The sequence below is a fragment of the Streptomyces sp. WAC 01529 genome, from assembly GCF_003945545.1.
Lineage (GTDB): Bacteria > Actinomycetota > Actinomycetes > Streptomycetales > Streptomycetaceae > Streptomyces > Streptomyces anatolicus.
Genome location: NZ_CP029617.1, coordinates 4,407,755 through 4,430,415 on the forward strand (window position 1 = coordinate 4,407,755; position 22,661 = coordinate 4,430,415).

Sequence of the window (22,661 nt, forward strand, 5' to 3'; positions counted from 1 at the left end):
AGGGAGTGCCCGGCGCCGCTCATCGCCACGGTGACTACGGTGCTCCGGTGGCCGGCCCTGGCGTGAGCTGAGCGCGTCGGTCGATGACCATGCTGCGCCAGCGTTGGTGCACCGTCTGCGGCTCGTCGAGCCACCGCGCGCGGGAGGGACTGTCGAGGGGAAGGTCGGCCATGAAGTGGACGATGTCGACGTAGTAGGCGTAGTAGCCCTCACGGGTCAGCTCACGGAGTCGGCTGATGCTGGAGGCGACGCCCGCCTGGTCGTCGCGGATGGCGTGGTGGAAGGCGCGCGCCAACTCCAGCTTGGCCTGGACGAAGCGCAGTCCCGACGTGCTGATCTCCGCCGCCAGTACCTGTGCCCGGTCCTCGACTCCTGTGTCGGTGCCGGCGTCGCGCAGAAACGCTGCGATCCGTATGTCCAGGGTCGCGGCGCGGAGATCGACCTGGGCCAGGAGGTGTTCACCGAGGTCGATCTCATCATCGGTGGCGGGGTCGGTCGTGAAGGCGAGGGTGAAGGCACGCATGGCCTGTGACATGGCTGCCTCCCCGTTCTTGCCGTGCTCTTCGGCCTCCGCGACGGCCGCTCCGAATGCCTGCGCGGCCAGGGGCATGTCGCCCTGCACCCACTGCACGTCGCCGACGACGCGATGGTGCCGCCCCGCCCAACCCAAGTGTGCGGCGGCCTCCAGAGCGGTCGGGAAGTCACCGGCGAGCCGGGCGAGATGGGCGAGCCCGCGGCGGGCATTCGGCGCAAGACGTCCCCCACCTGCGGCGACCAGCTGCATTCCCTGGCGGGATCCCTCGGTGTCTCCGAGGTCGCGCTGTGCCTTGGCCCGGTAGTAGACGGCCATTTCGGACAGCTCCGCAGGCAGCAGGCCGGTGTTGGCGACCGCGACCAGGCGCTCCACGGTGCGAGCCCGGTTTTCGTGCTGCCGACGGGCGATCGCGCTGAGCAGATCGACCAACGCGTCGGCGGCCGTGGCCGCGGCGCCTGCCGCCTCAGGGCTGTCGGCTACGTCGAGTGGCTCCCATACGGAGTCGCCCACGTAGGTCCATGCGGCATCGATGAGCCAGCCGAGGTCAAGGCGGTAGTTGCGGGCGATGGCCAGTCCCTGCCGCAAGCAGCCGACAAGAAGCAGCCGGTCGCGATCCGAGCCGTCCCTCCACTGCTCTCCCAAGGCGGCAAGGGACCGGGTGACGGCTTGCTGCCAGTCGGCGGGCGACCATCGGTCGTCGGTCTGGTCGTCGGCGTCCCGAATCGTCGTGCGGATGAGGGCATGGAGGTGGTAGGGCCACAGCCCGAACGGAGTCTCCCGTACGAAGGGGCGCTCAGTCAGCCGCAGTGCCGGCGCTTGTTGGGGCAGGCCCGCGGCCCGAGTCGCCAGGGTGATGTCGAAGGAGGAGAAGAGGCTGACGGAGCGCAGCACGTGACGCTCGGGGGCGGTGAGATCGGAGAGTGTGCGGGCGATCAGCGCCGGGAAGTCGTGGTCGAAGTCGGCCGGTTGCGGGGTACGCCCGCTGCGGCGGAGCTCCAGAAACCTCATCACGGAGAGGTCCAGATACAGCGGCAGGCCGTGCGAGCGCTGTGCGATCACGGTGCGGATGGCATCGCTGATGAGGGGCCGGCCATCGGCGGAGAGGCGGCGGCCGAGGTAGTCGTCGCAGTCCTCGAGGGAGAAGTCACCGATCAGCATCTGCCTTTCGCGGCCCAGGGCAGGGAACTCCGGACCGGCTTGGCGGATGTCGTGGGCGGCCAGGCCGGGCCAGGCTGCGGGGCCGGTGAAGTCGAGCTGTCCCTGGAGGGCTTCATCCGCCCATTGCAGGCGGGAGCGGCCGGTGATGACGAAGAAGGCGTTCGGCATCAGCCACACCAGGCGCTGCAGGAGGCGTTCGAAGTCTCGGTGGGTGCGGTCCCCGACCTCCTCGAAGGAGTCCAGCAAGATCACTGGCGTGACCCTCTTCCCGGCGGGTAGCCGGGCGAGCTCGAAGCCGAGCAGGTGTGGGTAGTAGGAGAGGGAGTCCAGATCGGGCTCGCTCTCCAGGAGGTCGACCAGGCGTGCGCAGTCGGCGAGCGCACCCACGGTCTGCCGACGCTCGCGCAGCGCTCCTACGAGCGCCCCGGTCACCTGCCCGATGGCGGAGCCGACTGTGCCGGGCAGCATCAGCATTTGGGCGATGTCGGCGAGCACGGACTGCATCTGCTGCGGCAGCGCCTTGCCGAACCGGGTGCCCAGGCCGCTGCGATTGAGGAAGTCCTCCAGCGGACTACCCGGGTGCTGATGCTCCCAGTAGCGGCGCAGCGCCACGTCGAAGGCAGGCAGCGGCCGGCCGACAGCCGCCAGCGCGAGGCGGACGGAGAGCACGACCTTTTCGAAATCTGGGCTCGCCGCACGCGCAAGGTCGATCCGTACGGGCAGGATTCGCGCTTGACCCCATGCGGGGGCGGCCCACTGGGCAGGGCGCTGTACCGGGTCAGTGAGGGACGCCTCAAGCTTGCGTGACAGCGTGGACTTCCCGATACCACCGATGCCGTGGAAGACCACCACGTTGTTCCGGGGCGCCTCCAAGTCCGCTGCATCAAAGGCAGGGTTGTCGACTTGTCGCAGGTGCTCGGTGAGCGCGGCCATCGCGAAGGCCCACTGTGCCTGGCGGTTCGTGAACGCTTCCGCAGTTCCCAGCGTGCGGTCGTTCGTACTGAACAGCGCCCGCAGATCCCGACCTGCCACACCAACCCCCAATTGAAGATCGACTAGGCGCCAACATGGTCCCGGCCACGTCCTGTTGGAGAACAGTCTCCGAAGACCGCTGCGCCCCACCGCCAGGACGTCTGACGCACACGCGGCAACAAAACCCCCGAACACCCCGGCGGTCCGGAGGCCCCCTCTGTCTCAACCGCCAGGTTTAACGAACTACCGGCAACTACCACTGCCTCTTTCTGGGTTTGGCCCAGAAACCCAGAAAAAAGTAGATCCACCAGGCGGGGTTGATGTAGTTGATCCAGTTCCTTCTGTTCTTGAGGTGACGTTCCCAGTAGGCATCCTGCTCTTCAACGGAGCCAACAAGTCTGGCCGGGCAGCGGCCAAATGTCGGAACCAGGTCGCGAGTCGTCGACGGAAGCCGCATGTGCAGAATATAGACCATCCATCCGCCATGCGATTTGGAAAGTCCTGATGGTCTGACATCAACTCGCGCGCCATTGCAGCAGATAGTGACTCCTTTCGGAGCCAGCTCCGCCCGAATGGATCGCAGCGCCTCGAAAACGTTGTCCCCGTTGGCCGTAGATTCGACTCCATCAGGGGATTCCAGTCGCAGGCGCCAGGGGCCTTCGCCTTCGACCGACATCTTCCATTCGGCTTCCTCGCCCCCGAGTTGGACGTAAACTGGAATATCCTCGTTCACTGCCTGTATCCCGGATTCTCGATGATCTCGCCGGTGGGCCTTGCGTAGCGCCATCGTTCCGCGCGGACGATACTACTCGGATCGATGTTCCGGTAGATCACTTCTCGTTCGGTCGGGAATCCGGTGCCGCGTATCCAGGATCGGATGGCTCCGCCAAGTGCCCGGTTCACGTCGACGCCGTACCCGTTGCCGCGGATCTCGTATACCCATGTCCCACGACCTCGGGCCGACTGCGGAAAGTTGCCGGCCTGCATGGCGCTCTTGCTCGTACCTACCCAGTTCGACGGCGTGTCGTAGAGCGCGTACTGGCCGATATCTTCGTTGGTCCCCTTCGGGTGGAAACCGTTCTTGAACATCTCCTCAGGAGATCGCAGATCTCCGCGGAACACGCGTTTCGGGTTGATCACAGCTCTGCGGCGGACGTTGAAACTGTCCGCCACGTCCTGCCGACAGGGTGCGAGTCCCTCCGGGTCAGTCGCCGCCAGCGGATTATGGACGTAGGTGAGGGGGTTGGGGGCTGGCGAGAGACCGAGCGGGTCGGGGCTGGTGTACCGGGCGGTGGTGGGATCGTAGTGGCGGTGGTGATTGTAGTGAAGGGCGGTTTCCGCGTCGGCGTATTGGCCGGGGAACCGAAGCGGGGTATACGCAGTGGCGTCACTGTTCCAGGTGGTGGAGCCCCACAGCGTGGTCTGTGTGTGCCAGGCGATGTCGCCGTGCTCATCGACGAGTTCGGTCGGGGTTCCGACCAGGTCGGTGACGATCGCGTAGAAGCGAGCGTCGACCTCTTCCTGTGGTGAGGACGGCGTGAGTTTGCGCTCGAGCTGGGTCAGGGGGCGATAGCCCTCGTGGTCCCAGGTGAGGACGGTTCCGGTGGCGGGATCGTACTGTTCCGCCAGGACGGGGCCGTCCCAGGCGAAGTAGAGGGACTCCCTGGGGGTTTGGTCGTCGCCTGCCACGCGGTGCTTGGCCGTGCGGCGGCCCAGCGGGTCGTAGGTGTAGGTCCACACCGTGCCGTCTGGGGTAGTGCAGGATGTCAGGCGGTCTTCCGCATCCCAGGTGTAGTGCCATACGTCTGGGTTACAGGACAGGCGTGTCTTACGGCGGCGGGTTATGCGACCTGCGGCGTCATATTCGTAGTGGATCTGCCCGGCTGAGCGGAGGCGGGTGCCGGCGTAGGTGCGTTCACCGCGCGCTTCGGGGTCGGTCGCGCGGTCCGGCCAGTGTGCTTGGGTCTGGTTGCCTGCGCTGTCGTATGTGTACGTCTCCCTCCAGCCATCCGCGGTGACCTCGGTCGGGCGCCCCAACGGGTCGGCGTTGAAACGCCGTGCTGCCCCGGTGAGTTGGTCGGTGATCTGGGCGACGTGGCCGTCCGCGCGGTAGTCGTAGGCGCGCTGGCGGAGGGTGCCCCGGGCAGTGGTGAGGGAACGACCAGTGAGGCGGCCCAACTGGTCCCAGGCGGAGGCGAGAGTCACGTGGCCGGAGACCGTGCTCAGGGTTCGTTCGCGTTCGCGGCCGATCTCGTCGTGTGTGAAGGCGAGTGTGCGGCCGTGTATGGCCAGTTCGGTGCGGTTTCCTGTCGCGTCATAGGACAGATGTGTGACGGCACCGGAGGGTGTGGTGCGCGAGGTGCGCTGTCCCAGGGCGTCGTAGGTGTAGCAAGTGGAGCGGCCGTCCACCGTCTCGGAGAGCACTTGGCCCAGGAGATCGTACGCCCGCGTCAGTGTCGAGGAAGGGGATGTCGCGGCGGTCAGGAGACCCGTCTCGTCGTACTCGAACCGGGTCGTAGCGCCATTGGCGGTCTTGGCTGTGAGGTTGCCGAGTGCGTCATAGGTATGGGTGATTCTGTCGCCCAGTGGCGTGGTTCGTACGAGCAGTTGGCCGACGGCGTCCAGTTCGTAGTGCTGTTCCCTGCCGTCGAAATCAGACTCGGCAACAAGCCGACCTGCGGCGTCATAGGTGTAGTTCCAGGTCAGCCCCTGAGGGTTGGTGACCTGGGTGACATGCAGTTCGGTGTCGTGGGTGAATTCGTAGCGTGCTCCGTCCGGGCCAGTTCGGGCGGAGAGCAGGTCGAAATGGGTGTACTCGAAGCGGGAGACCGCGCCCGTAGCGTCGGTGTGGCTGGTGCAGTTTCCTTCGCCGTCGTACGTCCACGACTCGGTGGCGCCGTCCGGGGAGATGCGGCGAGCCAGGTGCCCTTCGGTAGTCCACTCCTGGCGGATCGTTGCTCCGGTGGCGTTTGTGATCGCGATCGGCCTTCCGAAGATGTCCCGCTCGTAGCGAGTCTCCGCCCCCAGTGGGTCAGTGATGGAGATCGGGAGTCCGGCGGCGTCGCAGTGGATCGTCGTGGTGTTGCCCAGTGGGTCGATCACCGCAGTGGGAAGGCCGTTCACGTCGTAGGTGAAACGGGTCGTCTGCCCGGCCGGGTTGGTGATCGCCGTACGGTTGCCGCGCTCGTCGCATTCCTGCCGCCAGACGGCGCCTGTGGGGCCGTACACCGCTACGGGCAGGCCGAGGTCGTTGTACTCCGTCCGCTCCTCGAGTCCATCCGCTCGTTGGATCGCCACGAGGTGCCCGTTCTCGTCGTAGGAGAAGCGGGTGGTATGGCCGAGTGGATCAGTGACGGCAACCAGCTGGTGCAGGTCGTCCCATTCCTGGTGTACGGACTCGCCGTAAGGATCCGTCTCGCGTATGAGGCGGCTGGCACGGTTGTGCTCGTAGCGGGTCTCGTTGCCTAGCGAGTCGGTGACCGTGGTGGTTCGCGTCGTGTCGTCATAGGCGAGGGTGCCGGCGAGAAAGCCGTTGCTGCCTTCCGTGCGGACCACTCTGCCCTGGTCGTCGTAGGTGTAGTGGTACGCAGTGTTGTTGCGGTCAGTCCAGGAAGTGATGCGTCCGGCGCTGTCGTAGGTGAAACGCACCGGAAGCCCAGAGGAATTGGTGACCTCGGTGAGGTGTCCCTCGTCGTTGTAGCCGTAGGAGACCAACAGCGTGCCCGTGCTGTCCCAGGGCTGGTCCGGGCCGAGCAGGTGCACGGCGCTGATCCGCGGCAGATCGGGGTGGCAGTCGAGCTTGAGTCGGTAACCGCCGCTGTGGACGAGCCCAACGGGGGTGCCATCGGGTTCGTAGTGGATGGTGATCCGTTGGCCGTTGCGGTCCACAATGGCCTGCAGGGGCAGGTCGACCGCTTCTCCATCTGCCGCCGGACGCGGTGTGTGGAAGACGAACCCGAGCCCGGATACCGGATCAGTGACGCGCAGCGCGCCGTCGACTTCGGTGTCCCAGGTGAGAGGCAGTCGCCCTCCAGATTCGGGGAGAACCGGTACATCCGTGTCCGGGTTCAGTCTCGGGTAGATCAAGCGTGCGCCGTCGGGCGCGGCGTAGATGAAGCCCTCGTCGTCGGCCTGCACACGCTGATCGAGGGTCGAGGCCCACGAAGGGCCGAACCAGCCACCCCACCGGTAGGAGGAGATGTGGGTGCGTTCCAGGACCAGCGGCAGGGCAGCCGGCAGCTCGACGTCGGTCTGAGGCAGCAGCATGTCACCGGTGGCCACGTCGATCGGGTCGAGCTTGACCTTCTTGAGCGCGGCCCGGATGGAGGCGGGCAGCTTCTCCCACTCCGAGGGGCGCAGCTTGAGCCGGGACAGCCCCGAACCGTCGAGCTTCAACGTCTTGCCGAGCTTGGCGAGTTCGCTGGGCTTGAGTTTGCCCAGGCCCTTGCCGAGAACCTTGCCCAGACCGCCGATGCCCACCCCAAAGGCGGCCCCCAGGGCCAGGGTCTCCGCCAGCTTGTCCGGGTCCTTGAACGTCCCCGGATCCTGCAACAACGCGTCGAAGGCAGAGAACTTCATGCCCTCACCCGCGAGTTTCCCGGCCTTGGCGATCGTCTTGATCTCCCCGAGGGCCTTCAGGGCCCGCTCCAGGCCGCGGATCGCCTCCATGACAGTACGGATGACCCGGGCCATACGGGACCCGGACTTCTCGATCCGGGCGATCAGCGCCACGACCTTCGCGGCCCGCGCACCGGCCGCAAGACTGCCCGCGATCGCGGACAGGCCACCCGTCAGTACCGACAGGGCCAAGCCCGCGATCTCGAACTCCGCGATCTCGGCGAGGATCACCCCGATCTCGGCGAGCAGCGCGTGGGCCTCATCAGCGAAGTCATCCAGCGCCTTGGCGCCCTTGCGCAGCGAGTCGGCCATCTCGGTGGCCTGCGTACGGGCGGTCTTGGCCCGCTTGTGAAGGGCCTTGGCGGCCTTGCCCTCCCACTCCAGATCCTTCAGGGCCGTCTCGGCGTCGCGGGCCGCGGCGTCCAGACCCTTGGCCAGGGCCCGCCACTGCTTGGCTATCTCGCGGACGCCGTCGGGGTCGACGGCGGGGTCGGTGATGCCCAGGAACTCCAGACCGCTGGCGAGGGTGTTGCCGAAGGCGTGGTTGGCCTTGTTGATCCAGTGCAGCGGGTTGAGGTCTTCGGCGTCGATATCGATGTCGATGTCGCCGGGGATGATGTCGAAGCCCATGTACGGCTCAGCCCTTCTTGGCGCGAGCCGCGGCGGACAACAGCACATCCAGCAGGTCGAAGGCATCGGAGACGTCGTCCATGAACTTCGCCTCCGCCTCCCACTCCTTGTGCAGGTCCTTGGTGAGCTTGGCGATGGTGTCCATGCCGTCCTGGATGTCGTCCTTGGCACTCATCAGCGAACCCAGCACCCCGAACGCGGACAGATCATGCGAAGCGGCCTTGAAGTCATGCAACGGCTTACGGGTGTGGTCCTCCGCCTTGCCCAACGCAGAAGCCGCCTTGTGCAGGGCCTCCGCATCCTTCTTCAGGTCCGACATACGTGTCCGCCCCCGTGGGTTGAGATGGTTCTACGTGCGATGCGCCGACGCGTGCAGACCGGATGGGCCTGCAGTCTCGGTCAGCGGTTGATGGACTGGATCTCCTGGACACTCATGTCCTGGGTCGTCTCGAAGGTGCCATCCGGCAGATCGCCCTTCGCGCCGCCCGTGCCTTCCCAGGAGATCTCCCAGGTGATCGACGCCTTCAACTGGTACGGCTCGCCGCTCGTGGCGCGGAGGTATTGAATCCCGCACGGCGGCTCCTGCCCGGCACTGCCCTTCTTGTACGGGGCACCGATGGAACCGTCCTCGTTGACAGGGCAGTCGCCAGAAGCGGGGAAGGTCTTCGCGTCCTCGGTGCCCGGCTCCAGATGGAGGGCGACGGGCTTGGCCGTGGTCACCGCCCACAGGCCGGTGCCCGGCAGGTCGGCGCGGACCGTGACGTCCTTGAAGGTGGTCTTGTCCAGCCACGCCCAAGTGGGCAGGTTCACCGTCGACTTACCCTCGGGCTTCAACTCGACCTCGGTGTCCGGGACCTTGATCTTGTCGTACGCGAAGGCAGCGAGAGTCTCGGGAGTGGGGGCGTTCTTGTCCTTAGGAATCGTGCCCTCGTCCTGCCAGAACATGATCCGGCCGCAGTCCCACGCCCTGGAATCCTGGTACATACCCTTGCGGACCGTACTGCGCCAGAACATACCTTTCTTGCCGAGGTTGTAGTTCTTGTAGCCGTCGGCACTGGTGTCCTTGGGAAGCGTCATGTCGAAGTTGTTGTCGGCCTTCCCTTTCTCGTAGTGGTCCACCCAGAGGCCGTTGCTCCACCACACATGAGCGTTGACGAGACCGCCCTCGCCGGTGGCGACCGCGTCCTTGAGCTGCTTCGGGGAGAAGACCGGTTCGTACCAGCAGGCTGGCGGCTCCCAGTTGGGGTCGATGGACTTCAGTTCGCCCACCGAAGCCTTCGCCGTCCGGCCACCGGGGTACGTGAGCTTGATCTTCGAGTTGGACACCGAAGCCATGAGTGATTTGCCGGAGACGTCACCACTGGGGCCTGAGGGCTTGCTCGGCTGCTTGGACTTGTCGTCCTCGCCGAACGCGTGGGCCATGCCGGGCACCGCAACGACGACGAGTGCTGAGGCAATCATCAGGCTCGCTGCCTTGTAGTGGTGCGGCATGTTCAGCAGCCTCCCCGTTCGGTCTCCGAGTAGCGCGTCTTCCACACACCCTGGGGCGTCTTGTCGAGCCGGTTGCGGTACTGGACGCGCGCCTTGGAGTTCTGGGGCGTGTGCTCCACCTTGCCGGTCTTGGTGTTCTTGGTGGAGCCCTTGCTCTCGTCGACGCAGTAGAACAACACGCCGCTGCCGTCATCGGCGATGCTCACCTGCGGCTTCGACACCGTGGCGCGGCCGATCAGAACCAGGCCGTCGTCGACGAAGCCCTTGATCCATTTGCGGGCCGACTGGCCGGCGGTTTCGTCGGTGTAGAAGGCCAGCGCCTTGGAGTCCGGGTTTCCCTCGATGATCGCGGCGTACTCGGCCAGCAGTTCCTGCCTGCCGTCATTCAAGATCGCCTGCTTCTTCGGGTCCGAGTTCGTCCACCCCTGGAAGTCGGCCTGGAAGCTCTTGGGGAGCGTGATCTTTGGGCGGCCTGCCGCCGTGTCGGAGGGTGTAGCGGAGGGCGACGGGCTGGCACTCGATGGTGTGTCCGCCCCGGCGATCTTCTTGTTGTCGTTGTCGTCGTCCGAGCCGCCGCAGGCGGTCAGCAGCAGGGCCGCGGATGCGGTGAGCGCGGCCGCGACGAGCCGGGTCGAGCGAGTCACTGTTGTCTCCGGTGAGGTGAGGGTTAACCCGAGCGAAGCAACGCTATCCGTGACCACCCGGTGACCATGAGAGCGGGTCGGGCTTTGGCTGAGACGTAACTGTGCTGAACTGCCCCGGTTCAGGTGGAGACCGCGGCGATTCCGCTGCGCGCGCCTCTTCGCCAGATTCTCCAGCACCTGTGCGGCCACCTTGCGTACCTGACTGTTGAGGTCCTTCTCGGCCACCACGTGGGCGGGAGAGTGCCTCTCGACGTACAGGAACTGCTCCGCTCCGATGCCCACCGTGAGCAATGCCCACCAGGTGTCGCCGTACACGACCTGACCTGCCGCACTGCGTTCCGGCCCTTGAGGATCACGGGGGCGGCCTTCGTCAGGCTGGAGGGGTAGGGTGTGCTCCAGCGCGGGGCCAGGGGGCGATTCACGAACGCACAGGTGGGCCGGTGGTCACGGGCGGGCCGACCCAACCCTCAGAGTGCACCCGTCGGGGAGACCTCGATCAAGATCGTCCCCCACATTTCTCCCAAACGATCTGGAAAACAGTCAGGGGCCTGATCCGATTCCTCGGATCAGGCCCCTGACCTGGTACTTCAGCTGTCGGGGTGGCGGGATTTGAACCCACGACCTCTTCGTCCCGAATGAGGTTCGGTTAACGATCTTTCCTGCCGGGATTGTGTTTACGCAGTTCAGGTGGGTGGTTCCGGTTGGTCTCGGGTGGTGTGGAGGGGGTTTCGGGAGCGAGTCGGCTCCCAGATGGCTCCCAGAGCCGAGCACGGCGCCGACGTCCCTACGCCTGGTGCGACAGGCCGTCCACAAGGAGATCGAGGATCGCTTCTTCATGGAGCGCGACGCCGGGCGCAGTCAGCACGACCGAAGCCGCGGCCTCGCGGACCGTTCTGTAGCCCGGGCCAATGACGGTCAAGGCCGTTCATGCCGGCAAGGCGCGGAGGGCCACGCGTTGATGCTGTGTGCGACGCACTCTCGACTGCGAGCGGTATTCGGTCAAGCCTTCACCGACCTAGGCAGGTTGAGTGCATTGTCGCGTTTGCGGTCTGGTGGTTCCGGGACTTCGCCATGATGATGCCCGCCGTGTCAGTGAACGGGGGGCGGGAATGGGGTTCGGTCGGGGACTGCGTGTACGAGAGGGGCGTGCCCCGGAAGGGATGGTCGATGGGCCCGCGGTACCGGTTCAGGCCGGGCCTGTCCCCTCTCACAGTGGCGGCTCTGGTGAGTTGGACTCGACCTCGTCGGAGGTGACAAGGCTGCTGTGCCAGGCCGTCTACACCCGTCCCGACCGGGTCAAGGCCGTCAAGGCGTGGTGGAGCAAGATCCGGGGCAAGGATCAGAAACCGAACAAGCCGCGGCGCAGTACTCGTAGACGCATCTACTTGGAGGGCAGCGACGACTGCCCTCCCCTGGGTGAGCCTATGGCCCAGTGGGTACGTGATCACGTTCTCCACGGGCCGCCGTTGCCTGTCCCGTCGTACGGATTCGACCTCGTGCCCGTCATCGCGCACAGTCTGCGCGCACGGAGACGGCGTCGGCTGCGGCGAACGCTCGTCCTGCTCTTTGCCGTCGGTGTTGCGTACGAGGTCCCCCGGGCAGCCGTCGTGTGAGGCGGAGCCGTCTTGCCTCATGTGGTGGGCCGGGCTGCGGGCAGCCCATAAGGGCAAGAAGTCGAGGTTGGCGCCCGCGCCCCGTCTGGCGTACCTCGTTCTGTGTGTGCCCTGGATGCTCGCGGTAGTGCCCTACGAGCCGATACCCGGCGAGGCGGTCGCTCTGCGGACCGGCCTGCTCCTGCTGCCGTTCGCCCTGCTGGTCGGAGCCGTACTCGTCTGTGCGGGAGATCGCTTCATGGCGCGGGCGGGGTTGTCCAGGATCGTCCGGGACGGCATCGCGTCTGACCGCCTGCCCTGGACGTCGGCGAAGGCCATGCGTCGGATGGCTCTCATCAGCAACGAGCAGACGCGGCTCGAACTGCCCTATGACCATCCGGAATCCTTCGTCGGAGCCGGACGGCTACGTATGGGGCGTGGCTGACATCGGTATCCCACTCAAGCCCAAGGACTCAGAGGTATCGATCAAGCCCTTCGGCGAGCGGGAACTGCTGCGGCGGATGGGCGACGCCCTCAGGGAACTGGGCCGTGGCGCACGGGAGATCACCGATCCCCTACCCGGCTTCTCCGTCACGGAGATTCTCGGGCTGCCGTCCGAGCTGTGGCTTCGACGGACCCGTGCCGCGAAGTTGGAGCTGCCGGACCTGCGCGGCCGGGGCCGCCGGTCACCGTCCAGCGTGCCGGACCGGCTCTATTTGCGGGCACAGTGCGTCAGTTGGGACGGCCAGGTCGTGGTCACCCTGTTCGCGCATGCCGCACTGGAGGCAGGCGAACTACGGCTTACCCTGCGCCCGCACGTGATGACGCCCCTCTACAACGAGCTGAGGGTGACGGACTCACCCGTCGCCAAGCGCAGAGCGAGACTTTACGGCTGGGTGGTCGTGCAGTCCCTGTTGGACGCCGTCCACGGCCCCCTCGCACTGTGGCGGCTGGTGACCCGGCTCGCCCTCGGAGTGCAGTCGGAAGGTGGCCGGGCCGAGGAAAAAGATCCGGTCAGCCTCCGGGACCGGTACTCCAGCGAAGAAGTCACCGACATGCACCAGGCCGACGACGCGAAGCGGCACGTCGTCCTCATGCAGACCTGCGTCTTCCGCGCGGTCTCCGCCTACCTCGAAGAGCTGGGCGTCGACACCGTTGCGTACGAGCGCCAGGTGGCCGCGGTCATCACCAACATCCAGGTCTACGGCGACAACAACGCACCCATCCAGAACGTCACCGGCAGCGGTATCAGCAATGTCGGCCAGGACAACAAGACTCAAGGAGGAGGAAGTTGATGGTTGTAGGACGTCGCCGCCCCGAACCGGAACAGGGACACGGCTCGGGCATCAGCATCGGCGGTAACAACATCGCCCCGCTCCAGAACGTGGTAGGTCAGAACATCTCGAACGTCCACCAGTCCGCGTCCGTCGAGAGTGCCGCCGTCAGCATGGAAACCGTGCGCGATCTCCTTGCCACGTTCCGCACCGAGGTGGATCAGAACGGGTCGGTCCTGCCGAACGCACAGGAGCTCCGCGCCATGGCGGACTCCATCAACACCTCGCCGACAGCCTCGGACACGTCGGCGATTGGGGCGCTGCGCGGGGCTGTGCAAGCGTTGCCGGCTTTGGTGGCGGGGACGGTGGTGCAGCAGGGGGGTGACGCGCTCGCTCACGGCATTGCCGGATGGCTCAGCTGAGGTGACGGCTGCGCCAAGTCCCAGCCGGTCCGATCGACGATCCCGGTGGTCGGTATCGTCACCGTCTCACGCGACAGCTTGCGGTCCGTGCTTCGCAGGCGCGACCAGCCGAGCCCTTCAGGGCTCGTTGCAGCCTCGGCGATCGATCAATGGCCAGCACTCTCTTCACCGTGTTGTCGAGATTCCTCAGGAGGTTCGCGGTCATCCGGATAGGGAGCCGCTCAACCCAGAACGGGCACGAGGGCTCTCCTGTGACGGGTGAAACCACATATCGGCCAATGTCGCGTGAGGCACCTGAAGAGATGGCGTGGAGTTACCACCTGGAGACTTGATCGCTGGCAGGATCGGTGCCTCTGAGCAGCGTGCACACGCGTACGAATCGAAGTGGTAATGGGGTGGGGGCGGTATGGCCAGAGGGCCGGAGGCCAGGGAGCGCGTTCGCCGGGAGCTCTGGAGACTGGCAAACGGCATGTGCCAGATGTGTCGGAGGGAGCTGGACCCTGGGACTGCCGGACGTACCCCAACGGCTCAGGCGGCACACAATGTGGCACTCAGCGATCATGGGCCCCGAGCGGACCCCACCCTGCCGATCGAGGCCAGGAACGCTGCATCGAACCTCCTGTTGTTGTGCTCGACCTGCCACGACATCGTCGACAAGAACAACGGGGAGGCGTACACCGTTGAGGAGCTGTCCAGACTCAAGGCGGAGCATGAGACCTGGACCGCCGCGCTGAGGAAAGCCGGACAGGCGTGGCGGATGAGCTACAGCAGCATCGACTACCTCAACGTGCCGAGAGTTGCGATGCTTCCGGGCGGGGATGTCGTGCAGCAGGCAGCTCAACGTGCCGGCCTCGACCCGACGCGGCCGTTCTCTGGGCAGGGGTTCGCCCCCGGAATGTTCGTCGGGACTGTGCGTCCCGTCTTCGAGTCGTGGCGAGGGCACGCTGTTCCTCTCGGCGAAGCGCGTCTGGATACGATCCGGCAGGGGATGTACGTGGCGTTCAACGCGCCGATGCGTAGCCGCAACGTGTCCAACCGGCCGTTTCCTCGGCCGCTCACCGGAACATGGCAGGACGACCCCTACCTGTCCTTTCGACTGGGCGGACGTACGGTCATGATCCGGTATGACCCGCAATGGCTCACCACCACTACCGCCGGCACAGACTTGGTCAGCGCGGCGACAGAGCAGGCCACCTATGCGGGGATCGGCCTTGTCGTGGGTGAATCCGCCGATGCGATTCGGATCTCCGCGCTGTTCTTCGGGAAGCCGCAAACCGCAGAAGGGGCGTTCATGAAGTACGTCATTCAGGGCGAGGACGAGACCGTAAGGATGGTCTCTGTCGACGACTTCGAGACAGGGTTGTCGTCGCACGGGTCGGGATCGCGACTGCTGGGCGCTACTCGTGACTCGAGCAGCGATGACGTCACTGTGGCACTGCACTTCAACGAACTTGAGGTCGACCCGGGGCAGATCCAGCGTGAGACGTTCCGGCAGCTGATGCGGGTGGTGCCGGAGTTCCGGCGCGATCTCACGGTCGCCGTGGGCAATCTCGTCACCCACTCGGGGCTGACCGGCCTGCCGAAGCCGCTTGACATCGCAGCGGCCCACTTGGCGGGTGAGCCCAAGGTGTGGTCGACGCACTCCATCAACGCTCTGGGCACTCTGCTGGCGGACGTGGAAGTGGCCTTCGCCCTCGTCCGTGGCGTGCGCAGAGGCCAACTCGATGACTTGCACCAAGCGCTCCTGGCTGAGTCGGAGAGCTACCTCGGGGCGGTCGAGGTGAATCTTCGGCGCCCGACACACCAGCGTTTCTACGGCGTGAGCCCTCGCTATCGACTCATCGAAGCGGATCTCCGACTGCTGTACAGCGCGAAGGAGTACTACGGGGAACTCGGCGACTGGGATCACAGACCTCACGAGCTGCTTGATGAGTGGGAATCGGAGGAGATCTTCAAGAGCGTGGCCTGGGAGGAGGACAAGGAACAAAGCGCTGCTGACGAACGCCAGGCTGAGGAAGAGATGTCCGGGTGGTTGGCCATGATCGACCCGGACGAGGCAGCAGCGGATTGATGGCCCCTGACCCCGTAGGCGTAGAGCACTCTCCGCTCGCACCTTGCCGTGGACAGATCCTGAGGACCGTGGTCACCGGTGGCCGGCGGCACGGTGTCCTCCAGGGCGAGCACCCGGGGTAGTCCACGGACTATGGCTCGCACCGTGGTGGCCGTGGCCCGGCCAGACGCAGGTCTGACAGGACTTGGTGAGCCAGTTCGAAGGGCTGGTTGCGGGGGCCGTGGGGTACCGAGGTGGCGGATTCGAAGCCGCGCTGTGCGGCGAGGGCTCTGGGGCCTACCAGCCAGGTGAGCCGGTAATGCCGCCAGAGGGGAATCGGCCGACGGGCATCGACCACGATGAGGTCGGGCCGACGCCAGATGACCAGCGCCCAGGCTCCCCCGCCGGAGTCGGAGCCCGAGCTGGCCCAGGCTCCGACCAGGGGCGCGTCTTCGGCTGCACCGACTGCTTCGAGTGCCACCAGCGCGGGGTTGCTGAAGCGGCCGCCGGTGACATGGAGGAGGAGTCGTCCATGGCGGTGTACGTCGCGCCCCTTCTCGGCGAGGGACCATACGGCGTCAGCGACGGGATCGTCCTGGACGACGTCCGACGCGACATCGAGCACGGCGGCCGGGTCGACGGCCGGGCCGAAAGCTGTGTCGAGCAGCGTCGTGTACTCCGAGACGTACGCGGAATCCGCTGCGGGAAGCAGGTGGCCGACTGCCTGGGAGGCTTCGTTGAAGGCGAGTGTTTCACGGGTGATTTCGTAGCGTGGGGCGTGGCTTCGGAGCACGGCGAGGGCGACTGCGGCGAGGCTGCCGACCTGGGGCTCGATTCGCTCGGGGAAATCGTTTCGGTTCAGTGCGCGGACGGCCTGGGAGAGCAGTGGTAGCCAGTCGGTGTGTGCCGGGGGCCAGGCGCCTGCCGCGCCGGTCCACAGGGTCAGCCGGACGACGAGCATGCGCTCCGGAGGGCCCAGTTGCGGAGCGAGGGTGACGAGGCGCTCCACCCAGCGCCGGTATCTACGGCGGACTTCCTGGTCGGCCTGCCGGAGGTCGGGCAGGGTGGCGGCGCTGCTCGCTTCGGCACCGGCTGCCTCGGGGGCGTGCTCTGCTGCCACGGCCTCGGCGTCGTCATCGTCGAGGGCGGCTTCGATGTCATCGCTGAACCGCTCGTCCCAGGAGACGGGCAGCAGGTCCTGAAAGGGCGTGCTGGTGTCGGTGGGTAGGGGGAGCCCCAGCGCGAAGCGCGTGAGCGGGTGTCCGACGCGTCCGGCGCATTCGTCCAGATAGCGCTCCCAGCCGTCCTCGTCGCCGTCCAGTGGGGCCGTCGCGGCCGCACCGCCAGTGCTGCTGCTCGCGGATACGCCCGCTGGGGTGGGGGTCAGTCCCGTACGGAGGGTTTCCAGGTCGCCCAGGAATCGTTCGGCGAGCCGGGGATCCGCGAACAGGTCGGGTGGCCGTGTCGTGGGGGCCTGGGACTGGGCCGGGGTCATTCGGCGTAGGGCGCGGTCGGGGTCGACGACGAACACGATGTTGCCGAAGCTCGGTACGCCGTCGCTGTCGAGGACGACCAGGCGCACGCGGCTGCCCGCATCCGCCGGAGCCGTCACCGTCAGCGTGGCCTGTCCGGGCGGGATTTCGGCGATGCGCTCCCATGCCTCCGGCGGTGCTGCGGCCTGAGACAACTCCAAGTGAGCGGTGTCGGAGATCGGCCGGGCCACGCTGATCTCCAGGCCGTCCGGTACGCGTAGGGCACCGAGCAGCAGCGGCCCACTGCCGGCGATGGGGCGGGGAAGGGGCGGGACCGTGTGCAGCTGGACGGCGGGCTCGTCGCTGCCGTCCGGAAGGAGGGTGGCGGTGATGGGAGCGATGATGCCGAGTTCGCAGTTGCCGCCGTCGCCCTGGGAAAGCAGCAGGGCCGCGGCGGAGAGGTTCGGGCTGCCGGTCAGGGCCCAACGCTGCCCCTCGGAGACCCACTCGACGAGTTTCCCGTGGCGGTACCGCTGGTCGTTGTCGCTGACGACGCGTCCGTCGTACTCCTTCACCAGGGTGGCGACCGACGGATCGTCAAGGTCGCTGAGTCCGGGCTGGTAGGCGAGGGTGAACCGACTCGGGCGGAAGCGTTCGAGCAGCCGCCGCAGTGCCATCGCGCGCCGGTCGTAGAAGGGCGCGAACACGGCCAGTTCGTCGACGGGCCCCTGCGGCAGCTGATCGATGATCGGCGAACGCAGACTGCTGACGACGCGGACCTGCGGCGCTGTGGGTGTCCTGTCGCGGTGGAGCCGGTCCAGCAGCGCTGCGACCCGACCCAGCGCCTGTGGCACTCCGGCGGAGAATCTCACCCTTTCCGGGAGGTCGCGTAGCCATGCCGACAGCTCCGAAACCGCGGTGGGACTCTGCTCGCCGTCCACCCGCAGAACCGTCCACAGTTCGGCGTTGGCCTGCCAGCCAGCCAGCGTGGTGTTGCCGGAGCCGAGGGCGATGGTGGCATGCTCCGGTCCGGCAAGGACCATCAGCTTGGGATGGAACGCGGGACCGTGGGCGTACGCCAGACCTGCCAGGTAGCTGCGGCCAGCCCGCCGGACGGAGCGGGGGTCGTTCCGGGTCATGGAGACGTCTCCCACCACGGTGACGCGTGCGCCGGTGGCCTGGGTGACGCCGAGGGCGATCTCCTCGAAGAAGCCGAGATCGGCGGTGAAGCTGAGGAAGAGTGCTTCTTCCAGGTTCCGTCCGCCCGTGCGCTCCTCGTTGAGGATGAGGGTCAGCGGCGAGGCGAACGCGGTTGGTGGCTCCACCGCTCCCGGTGCCGGTACGGTCTCAGTCAACGAGAGCCCTCCCGCTACTGGTCACCGACCAGTGTTGGTCGTGGTAGTGCAGTACGCCGCAGGTGGCCAGGACGGTCCCGAGCTGGTCCAGCCGTAGCCCGACGTCGCCGCGCCCCTCCTGGCTTGTCCGGTACAGCAGCCCGCCCCGTTGGTGCAGCCGGGTCGGTAACCACAATGTGCCGTCGGCGCGTCGGCGCGTCGGCGCGTCGGCGGGCCTTGGCCAGCGCGATCCGCTGCGACCGCGCCACCAGGTCGTAGGTGAGTCGGCGGGCGACGTCGCGCAGTTTCATGGGCCGAGCTTCGTCAAGCCGCCGCTGGACCCATTCCGGGCCGAGCTCGACACCGCGCTGGCCGAGGAACGCGTCCCGGACCCGACCGGTGAGTTCGTCCACCCGACGGGCATTGGTGGCAAGCACCCGCAGTTCGGCGAGGGGCAAGGGATCACCCACCCACCGCAGGTCGTGCTCAGCGGGCAACGGCGCTCCGGTCGTGCTCTGCGTCGCGGGCAGGGAGGACAGGAACGCGTCCACCGTCATGTCGGGCAACTCTGCGGCGAACCGGTCGGCCACCTCCTCGATCGGCACCAGCCCTTCGACCTGCTCCACGAGCCAGGACCACAGGCGGCGCCATGCTCCGACGGAGTAGTTCCGCAGCACCACTCCGCGCCAGGCACCGGCCGTGTCGATGCCGCTGGTCACGGGATCGCTGGTCAGGAAGTCACCGAAAGCGAGCACGTGGCCGATGTCGCGGGTGAAATATCGGACGGGATGTGTGGCGACCACACGAGCCAGAAGCTGAATCGTCTGTCGCCGTGTTGCCGAGCGGGAGCCTGCTTCGGCCGGTGCACCGGGCTCGCACATGAGGTTCGCCAGCCACGCCCCGTCAGGATGCTCACCGCCCACGCACACACACAGCCGGTCCCCGAAAGGGGCGAGATCATCCACGTTCAGCGTGTCCTCGGCGGCCAGTTCGAGCAACCCGCCCAGTCCGGCTCGTAGTGCTGCGGTCTCAAGCCGCGGTCCGGGAACCGGCATGGGCCCTGCACCGAGGATGCCGAGCGCGACCTCGGATCCGGCGTACGGTGTCCAGAACCCCCACGAGTTGCCCACGTACCCGTCCTTGCCCGGGACCTCGGCCTCGGACATGGTGACCGTCCCGGAGTGCAGCCGCCGGGCAAGGGCATCGACCCCATGAGCACGCGGCAGCCACTCCAGAGCCTGCGGATGATGCGCGAGCGACACGGCGGCCAACGCCACCTCCGCGCGGCGCAGCAGAGTCTGGGCGGCCGGGACCGTCAGGTCTTCCGCATCGGCTTGGGCTGCGATCAGCCCGTGCAGAGCATAGTAACGCGCATGCGGAGTCAACGTGGTCACCCCTGGCACCAGGTGATCGACCATGCGCCCCACATGCCGCTCCACCGAGAGCGGATAACGGCCCGCGGCGACGTCAAGCCCCGGGCGACTCCACCCTGGCCCCTCTACACGCCCCGAGGCGGTCCCGCGCCCTCCTGCGGTGGCTACCCGCTCAGCCATCAGACCGGAAGGAGCCGACCGGGAACCGGTTGGTGACTCTTACTGGCTCTAACAAAAACTGATGATCATGTGACTGCTGGCTTGTCTGCTCGTTGGTCTGGTCGTGGGGAATCGTCAGTCGCGTCCGTGGATCGTGTCGGATGAGCTGTGGTCGCTGATCGAGCCGTTGCTGCCCGAGCCGGCGCCGAAGGTGGTCGAGGGGCGGCCGCGGGTGCCGGACCGGCAGGCCCTGTGCGGGATCCTGTTCGTGCTGCACACCGGCATCCAGTGGGGGTACCTGCCCCAGGAGCTCGGCTTCGGCTCGGGCATGACCTGCTGGCGACGGCTGGCCGCCTGGAACGAGGCCGGCGTCTGGGACCAACTCCATGTCCTGCCGCTCGAGAAGCTGCGTTCGAAGGACAAGCTGGACTGGTCGCGGGCGGTGATCGACTCCTCGCACGTCCGCGCGGCCCGCAGGGGCCCAAAAGCGGGCCCAGCCCGGTCGACCGCGCACGACCGGGCAGCAAACACCACCTCATCGTCGACGGGCAGGGCATCCCGCTCGCGGTGTCGCTGACCGGCGGCAACCGCAACGACGTCACCCAGCTTTTGCCCCTGCTCGACAAGATTCCGGCCGTCGCGGGCCGGGTCGGCAGACCGCGCCGACGGTCGGACGCACTGCTGGCCGACCGCGGCTACGACCACGACAAGTACCGCCGCTTGCTCTGGCAGCGCGGAATCCGCCCGGTGATCGCGGAGCGAGGCCAGCCCCACGGCAGCGGCCTGGGCATCTTCCGCTACGTCGTCGAGCGCACGATCTCCTGGCTGCACGGCTTCCGTCGGCTTCGGATCCGCTGGGAACGACGCGACGACATCCACGAAGCGTTCCTCGGCCTCGCCGTCTGCCTGATCACCCACCGACACGTCCAACGGCTTTGTTAGGGCCTTTTACTGGGCACGCGAGCCGACTTCCCACCGGTGCGGGCGGCACCATCGTCGTCGTGCGCCATTCCTTCGCACCTGGCACACCTGTATCGCGCTTCTTCATGCCCTGCTGCCCATCCTCAGTGCCGCCCCAGCAGGCGACTGATCAGTCAGTCTGACGCATCCTCAGCCGCCGTTAGGTGGGCTGGTGGACATCCACTACGAATCAAGCAGCCGGGCTGACGCTCGATGCCGCAAGTGCCGCGCCGCAGCGTGTGCGGCAGTACAGAGGGAGGGAAGGGTATGCGCGGTCAGCCTCCGCTCAGCGGATACCGCCGTCCGCTCTATCCAGCATGCTTGTCTGCCGTGCTACCCGCCCTCCCTCATCCTTTCGATCTGCCTATTGAGATTGCGGACCTGGGTCGACTCGGGACCGAAGGCTTCAGCCAGGAGGGGGCGGATGGCCTCGAGTTCGGTCAATGCCTCGTCAGAACGAGCTGCGGCTGCCAGCATCTGGGCGATGACGAAGCGGGTTTCGAGCACTTCTTCTGGCTCTTTTTGTGGCACTGAGCTCAGGGCGTTCAGAACGTAGAATCGCAGCTGGGGAAGGGCTTTATCGGGCTTGCCGATCTCAGCGTAGGCATGTCCTGCGTGGTAGGCGCAGTCGAGGACATATGCGTCATTTGGTGGCAGATGCCTGCGGTAATCGCGTCCAACGGTATCGAATAGGGAGGCGGCCCGCGTGTATTCCCCAGCGTAGAACAGCGCGGCAGCCAAGAAGTGACGCAGTTGCAGCGCCAGGAACTGATCGTGCCCGGCGCGTTCAATGCCGTCCTCGAGGAGGTTGATCGCCTCGGACGGCCGGTCATCGTCCAGCAGCACACGAACGTTGTCCCTGAGCCGTTCGAACTCGGCTTCGGTGAGCCTGGTGCGGGAAGACTCATGGACGCGGCGCTTCGCTGGCGCCAGCAACGGTCGACGAAACGGTCGGGTCGGGTCGCGGCTCTCATCGCTTCCGGCGAGCCCGCTCGCCGTCGAGGTAAGGGGAACAAGCGCTTCGTAAACCACCTCGGCGGACGGTCGTATGTTCGGATCCTTGGCCAGCATCGACGCCACCAGAGCGTCCACGGACTCTGAGATTTCGGATCGCCGTGCCCTCACCGACGGCGGAATCGACTGTAGGTGGTGAGCACGGAGCGGAACATCGTTCGAGGCGTGGAAAGGCACATCGCCTGTGAGCAGTTCACACAAGAGGCAACCGAGCGAATAGATGTCGGACGCGGACGTCACCGCTTGGCCGAGACACTGCTCCGGCGACATGTACGCCGGTGTGCCAACGGTTCTGTCAACCTGCGTCAGCCGCGGCAGCGCTCCTGCTCCGCGGAGGATGGCGATACCGAAGTCGAGCACCTTCACCAAGCCGCCGTCGACGAGCATCACGTTGGCCGGCTTGATGTCGCGGTGGACGATGTCGACCCGGTGGACGTCGGCCAGCACAGCTGCGATCTGTGCCGCGATCGCAGCGGCCCATTCCAGGCTCGGAGGCGATTCCACGTAGTCCGTGTGGTCGAGTGTTGCCTCCAATGTGGAGCCACGTAGCAGCTGCATGACAAGCCACAGTTGCGTGGTGCCGTCCGGCGCCGTTTCGACGCCCGTGTCATAAACAGCTGGGGTACCGGGATGCTCCAACTGGGCGGTGGTACGAATCTCGCGCAGGAACCGTTTGCGATCTCGCTCCAGCGCATCGAGGATTTCGACTGCCTCCGGGCTGTCCGGCGAGGCAGGAACGGAGCCTGGAGAGGGGGGACGCAAGAGCTTGATCGCCACCCGCCGGTCCAGACGTTCGTCGTAGCCGTGAAAGACCTCGCTCATACCGCCGCGGCCAAGCGACCCGTCCACTCGGTATCGCCCGGCAAACAGCCGTCTTGCGGCCGGTCGCGCCGTCTCTTCCGTCACGCTCCGCCCCTCCCAAGGAGTGGGATTTGCCCGGTTAATTCGCCTGGGTGTCTACCCG

General features: G+C 66.5%; 15 protein-coding genes. 5 read left to right on the forward strand and 10 right to left on the reverse strand.

The features are described from left to right. Positions 1 to 34: 34 nt before the first annotated feature. The 7 genes from DMA15_RS19935 to DMA15_RS38010 form a co-directional block, all read right to left on the reverse strand. Positions 35 to 2,725 (reverse strand): ATP/GTP-binding protein, encoded by a 2,691-nt coding sequence (locus tag DMA15_RS19935; protein WP_125514154.1) that lies wholly within the window; start codon positions 2,723 to 2,725, stop codon positions 35 to 37. A 193-nt stretch (positions 2,726 to 2,918) separates the two neighbouring features. Beyond that, positions 2,919 to 3,398 carry a hypothetical protein gene (locus DMA15_RS19940; RefSeq protein WP_125514155.1) on the reverse strand — a complete coding sequence of 160 codons (480 nt, stop codon included), beginning with the start codon at positions 3,396 to 3,398 and terminating at the stop codon, positions 2,919 to 2,921. Next, positions 3,395 to 7,912, reverse strand: a complete 4,518-nt coding sequence (locus DMA15_RS19945; RefSeq protein WP_125514156.1) for a DUF6531 domain-containing protein — start codon at positions 7,910 to 7,912, stop codon at positions 3,395 to 3,397. Before DMA15_RS19945 ends, DMA15_RS19940 begins: the two co-directional genes overlap by 4 nt. Before the next feature lie 7 nt (positions 7,913 to 7,919). Beyond that, entirely contained in the window at positions 7,920 to 8,231 is a 312-nt protein-coding gene (locus DMA15_RS19950; protein WP_125514157.1) for a hypothetical protein, read from the reverse strand. Between the two features lie 80 nt (positions 8,232 to 8,311). Continuing rightward, a complete protein-coding gene (locus DMA15_RS19955) occupies positions 8,312 to 9,373 on the reverse strand; it encodes a hypothetical protein (RefSeq protein WP_125514158.1) in 1,062 nt (353 codons plus the stop codon). Between the two features lie 32 nt (positions 9,374 to 9,405). Next, entirely contained in the window at positions 9,406 to 10,362 is a 957-nt protein-coding gene (locus tag DMA15_RS19960; protein WP_240659861.1) for a hypothetical protein, read from the reverse strand. A gap of 469 nt (positions 10,363 to 10,831) precedes the next feature. Then, a complete protein-coding gene (locus DMA15_RS38010) occupies positions 10,832 to 10,966 on the reverse strand; it encodes a hypothetical protein (protein WP_276314358.1) in 135 nt (44 codons plus the stop codon). An 821-nt stretch (positions 10,967 to 11,787) separates the two neighbouring features. Here DMA15_RS38010 and DMA15_RS37535 point away from each other — a divergent pair. The 4 genes from DMA15_RS37535 to DMA15_RS19975 all read left to right on the forward strand — a co-directional run bounded on the left by DMA15_RS37535 (position 11,788) and on the right by DMA15_RS19975 (position 15,406). Then, positions 11,788 to 12,084, forward strand: a complete 297-nt coding sequence (locus DMA15_RS37535) for a hypothetical protein (protein WP_240659862.1) — start codon at positions 11,788 to 11,790, stop codon at positions 12,082 to 12,084. Further along, positions 12,077 to 12,934 (forward strand): hypothetical protein, encoded by an 858-nt coding sequence (locus DMA15_RS19965; RefSeq protein ID WP_240659863.1) that lies wholly within the window; start codon positions 12,077 to 12,079, stop codon positions 12,932 to 12,934. Before DMA15_RS37535 ends, DMA15_RS19965 begins: the two co-directional genes overlap by 8 nt. Beyond that, entirely contained in the window at positions 12,934 to 13,335 is a 402-nt protein-coding gene (locus DMA15_RS19970; protein ID WP_125514159.1) for a hypothetical protein, read from the forward strand. The genes DMA15_RS19965 and DMA15_RS19970 overlap by 1 nt, the downstream gene beginning before the upstream one ends. A 544-nt stretch (positions 13,336 to 13,879) precedes the next feature. Next, entirely contained in the window at positions 13,880 to 15,406 is a 1,527-nt protein-coding gene (locus DMA15_RS19975) for a hypothetical protein (protein WP_125514160.1), read from the forward strand. Between the two features lie 130 nt (positions 15,407 to 15,536). Here the strand turns inward: DMA15_RS19975 and DMA15_RS19980 are convergent, their stop codons facing one another. Beyond that, positions 15,537 to 18,212, reverse strand: coding sequence for a hypothetical protein (locus DMA15_RS19980; RefSeq protein ID WP_125514161.1), 2,676 nt, complete (start codon positions 18,210 to 18,212; stop codon positions 15,537 to 15,539). Between the two features lie 14 nt (positions 18,213 to 18,226). Beyond that, the gene (locus tag DMA15_RS19985; protein ID WP_125514162.1) at positions 18,227 to 19,609 is read right to left on the reverse strand and encodes a hypothetical protein; all 1,383 of its coding nucleotides are present in this window, start codon (positions 19,607 to 19,609) and stop codon (positions 18,227 to 18,229) included. A gap of 238 nt (positions 19,610 to 19,847) precedes the next feature. Here DMA15_RS19985 and DMA15_RS19990 point away from each other — a divergent pair. After that, positions 19,848 to 20,665, forward strand: a protein-coding gene (locus tag DMA15_RS19990; RefSeq protein ID WP_240659864.1) for an IS5 family transposase whose coding sequence is annotated in 2 segments (ribosomal slippage) — positions 19,848 to 20,177 and positions 20,180 to 20,665 — 816 coding nt in all. Because the reading frame shifts where the segments join, the coding sequence is not laid out codon by codon here. Between the two features lie 351 nt (positions 20,666 to 21,016). On the opposite strand, the gene DMA15_RS19995 is transcribed toward DMA15_RS19990, so the two are convergent. Continuing rightward, positions 21,017 to 22,603, reverse strand: a complete 1,587-nt coding sequence (locus DMA15_RS19995) for a serine/threonine-protein kinase (RefSeq protein WP_240659865.1) — start codon at positions 22,601 to 22,603, stop codon at positions 21,017 to 21,019. Positions 22,604 to 22,661: the final 58 nt, after the last annotated feature.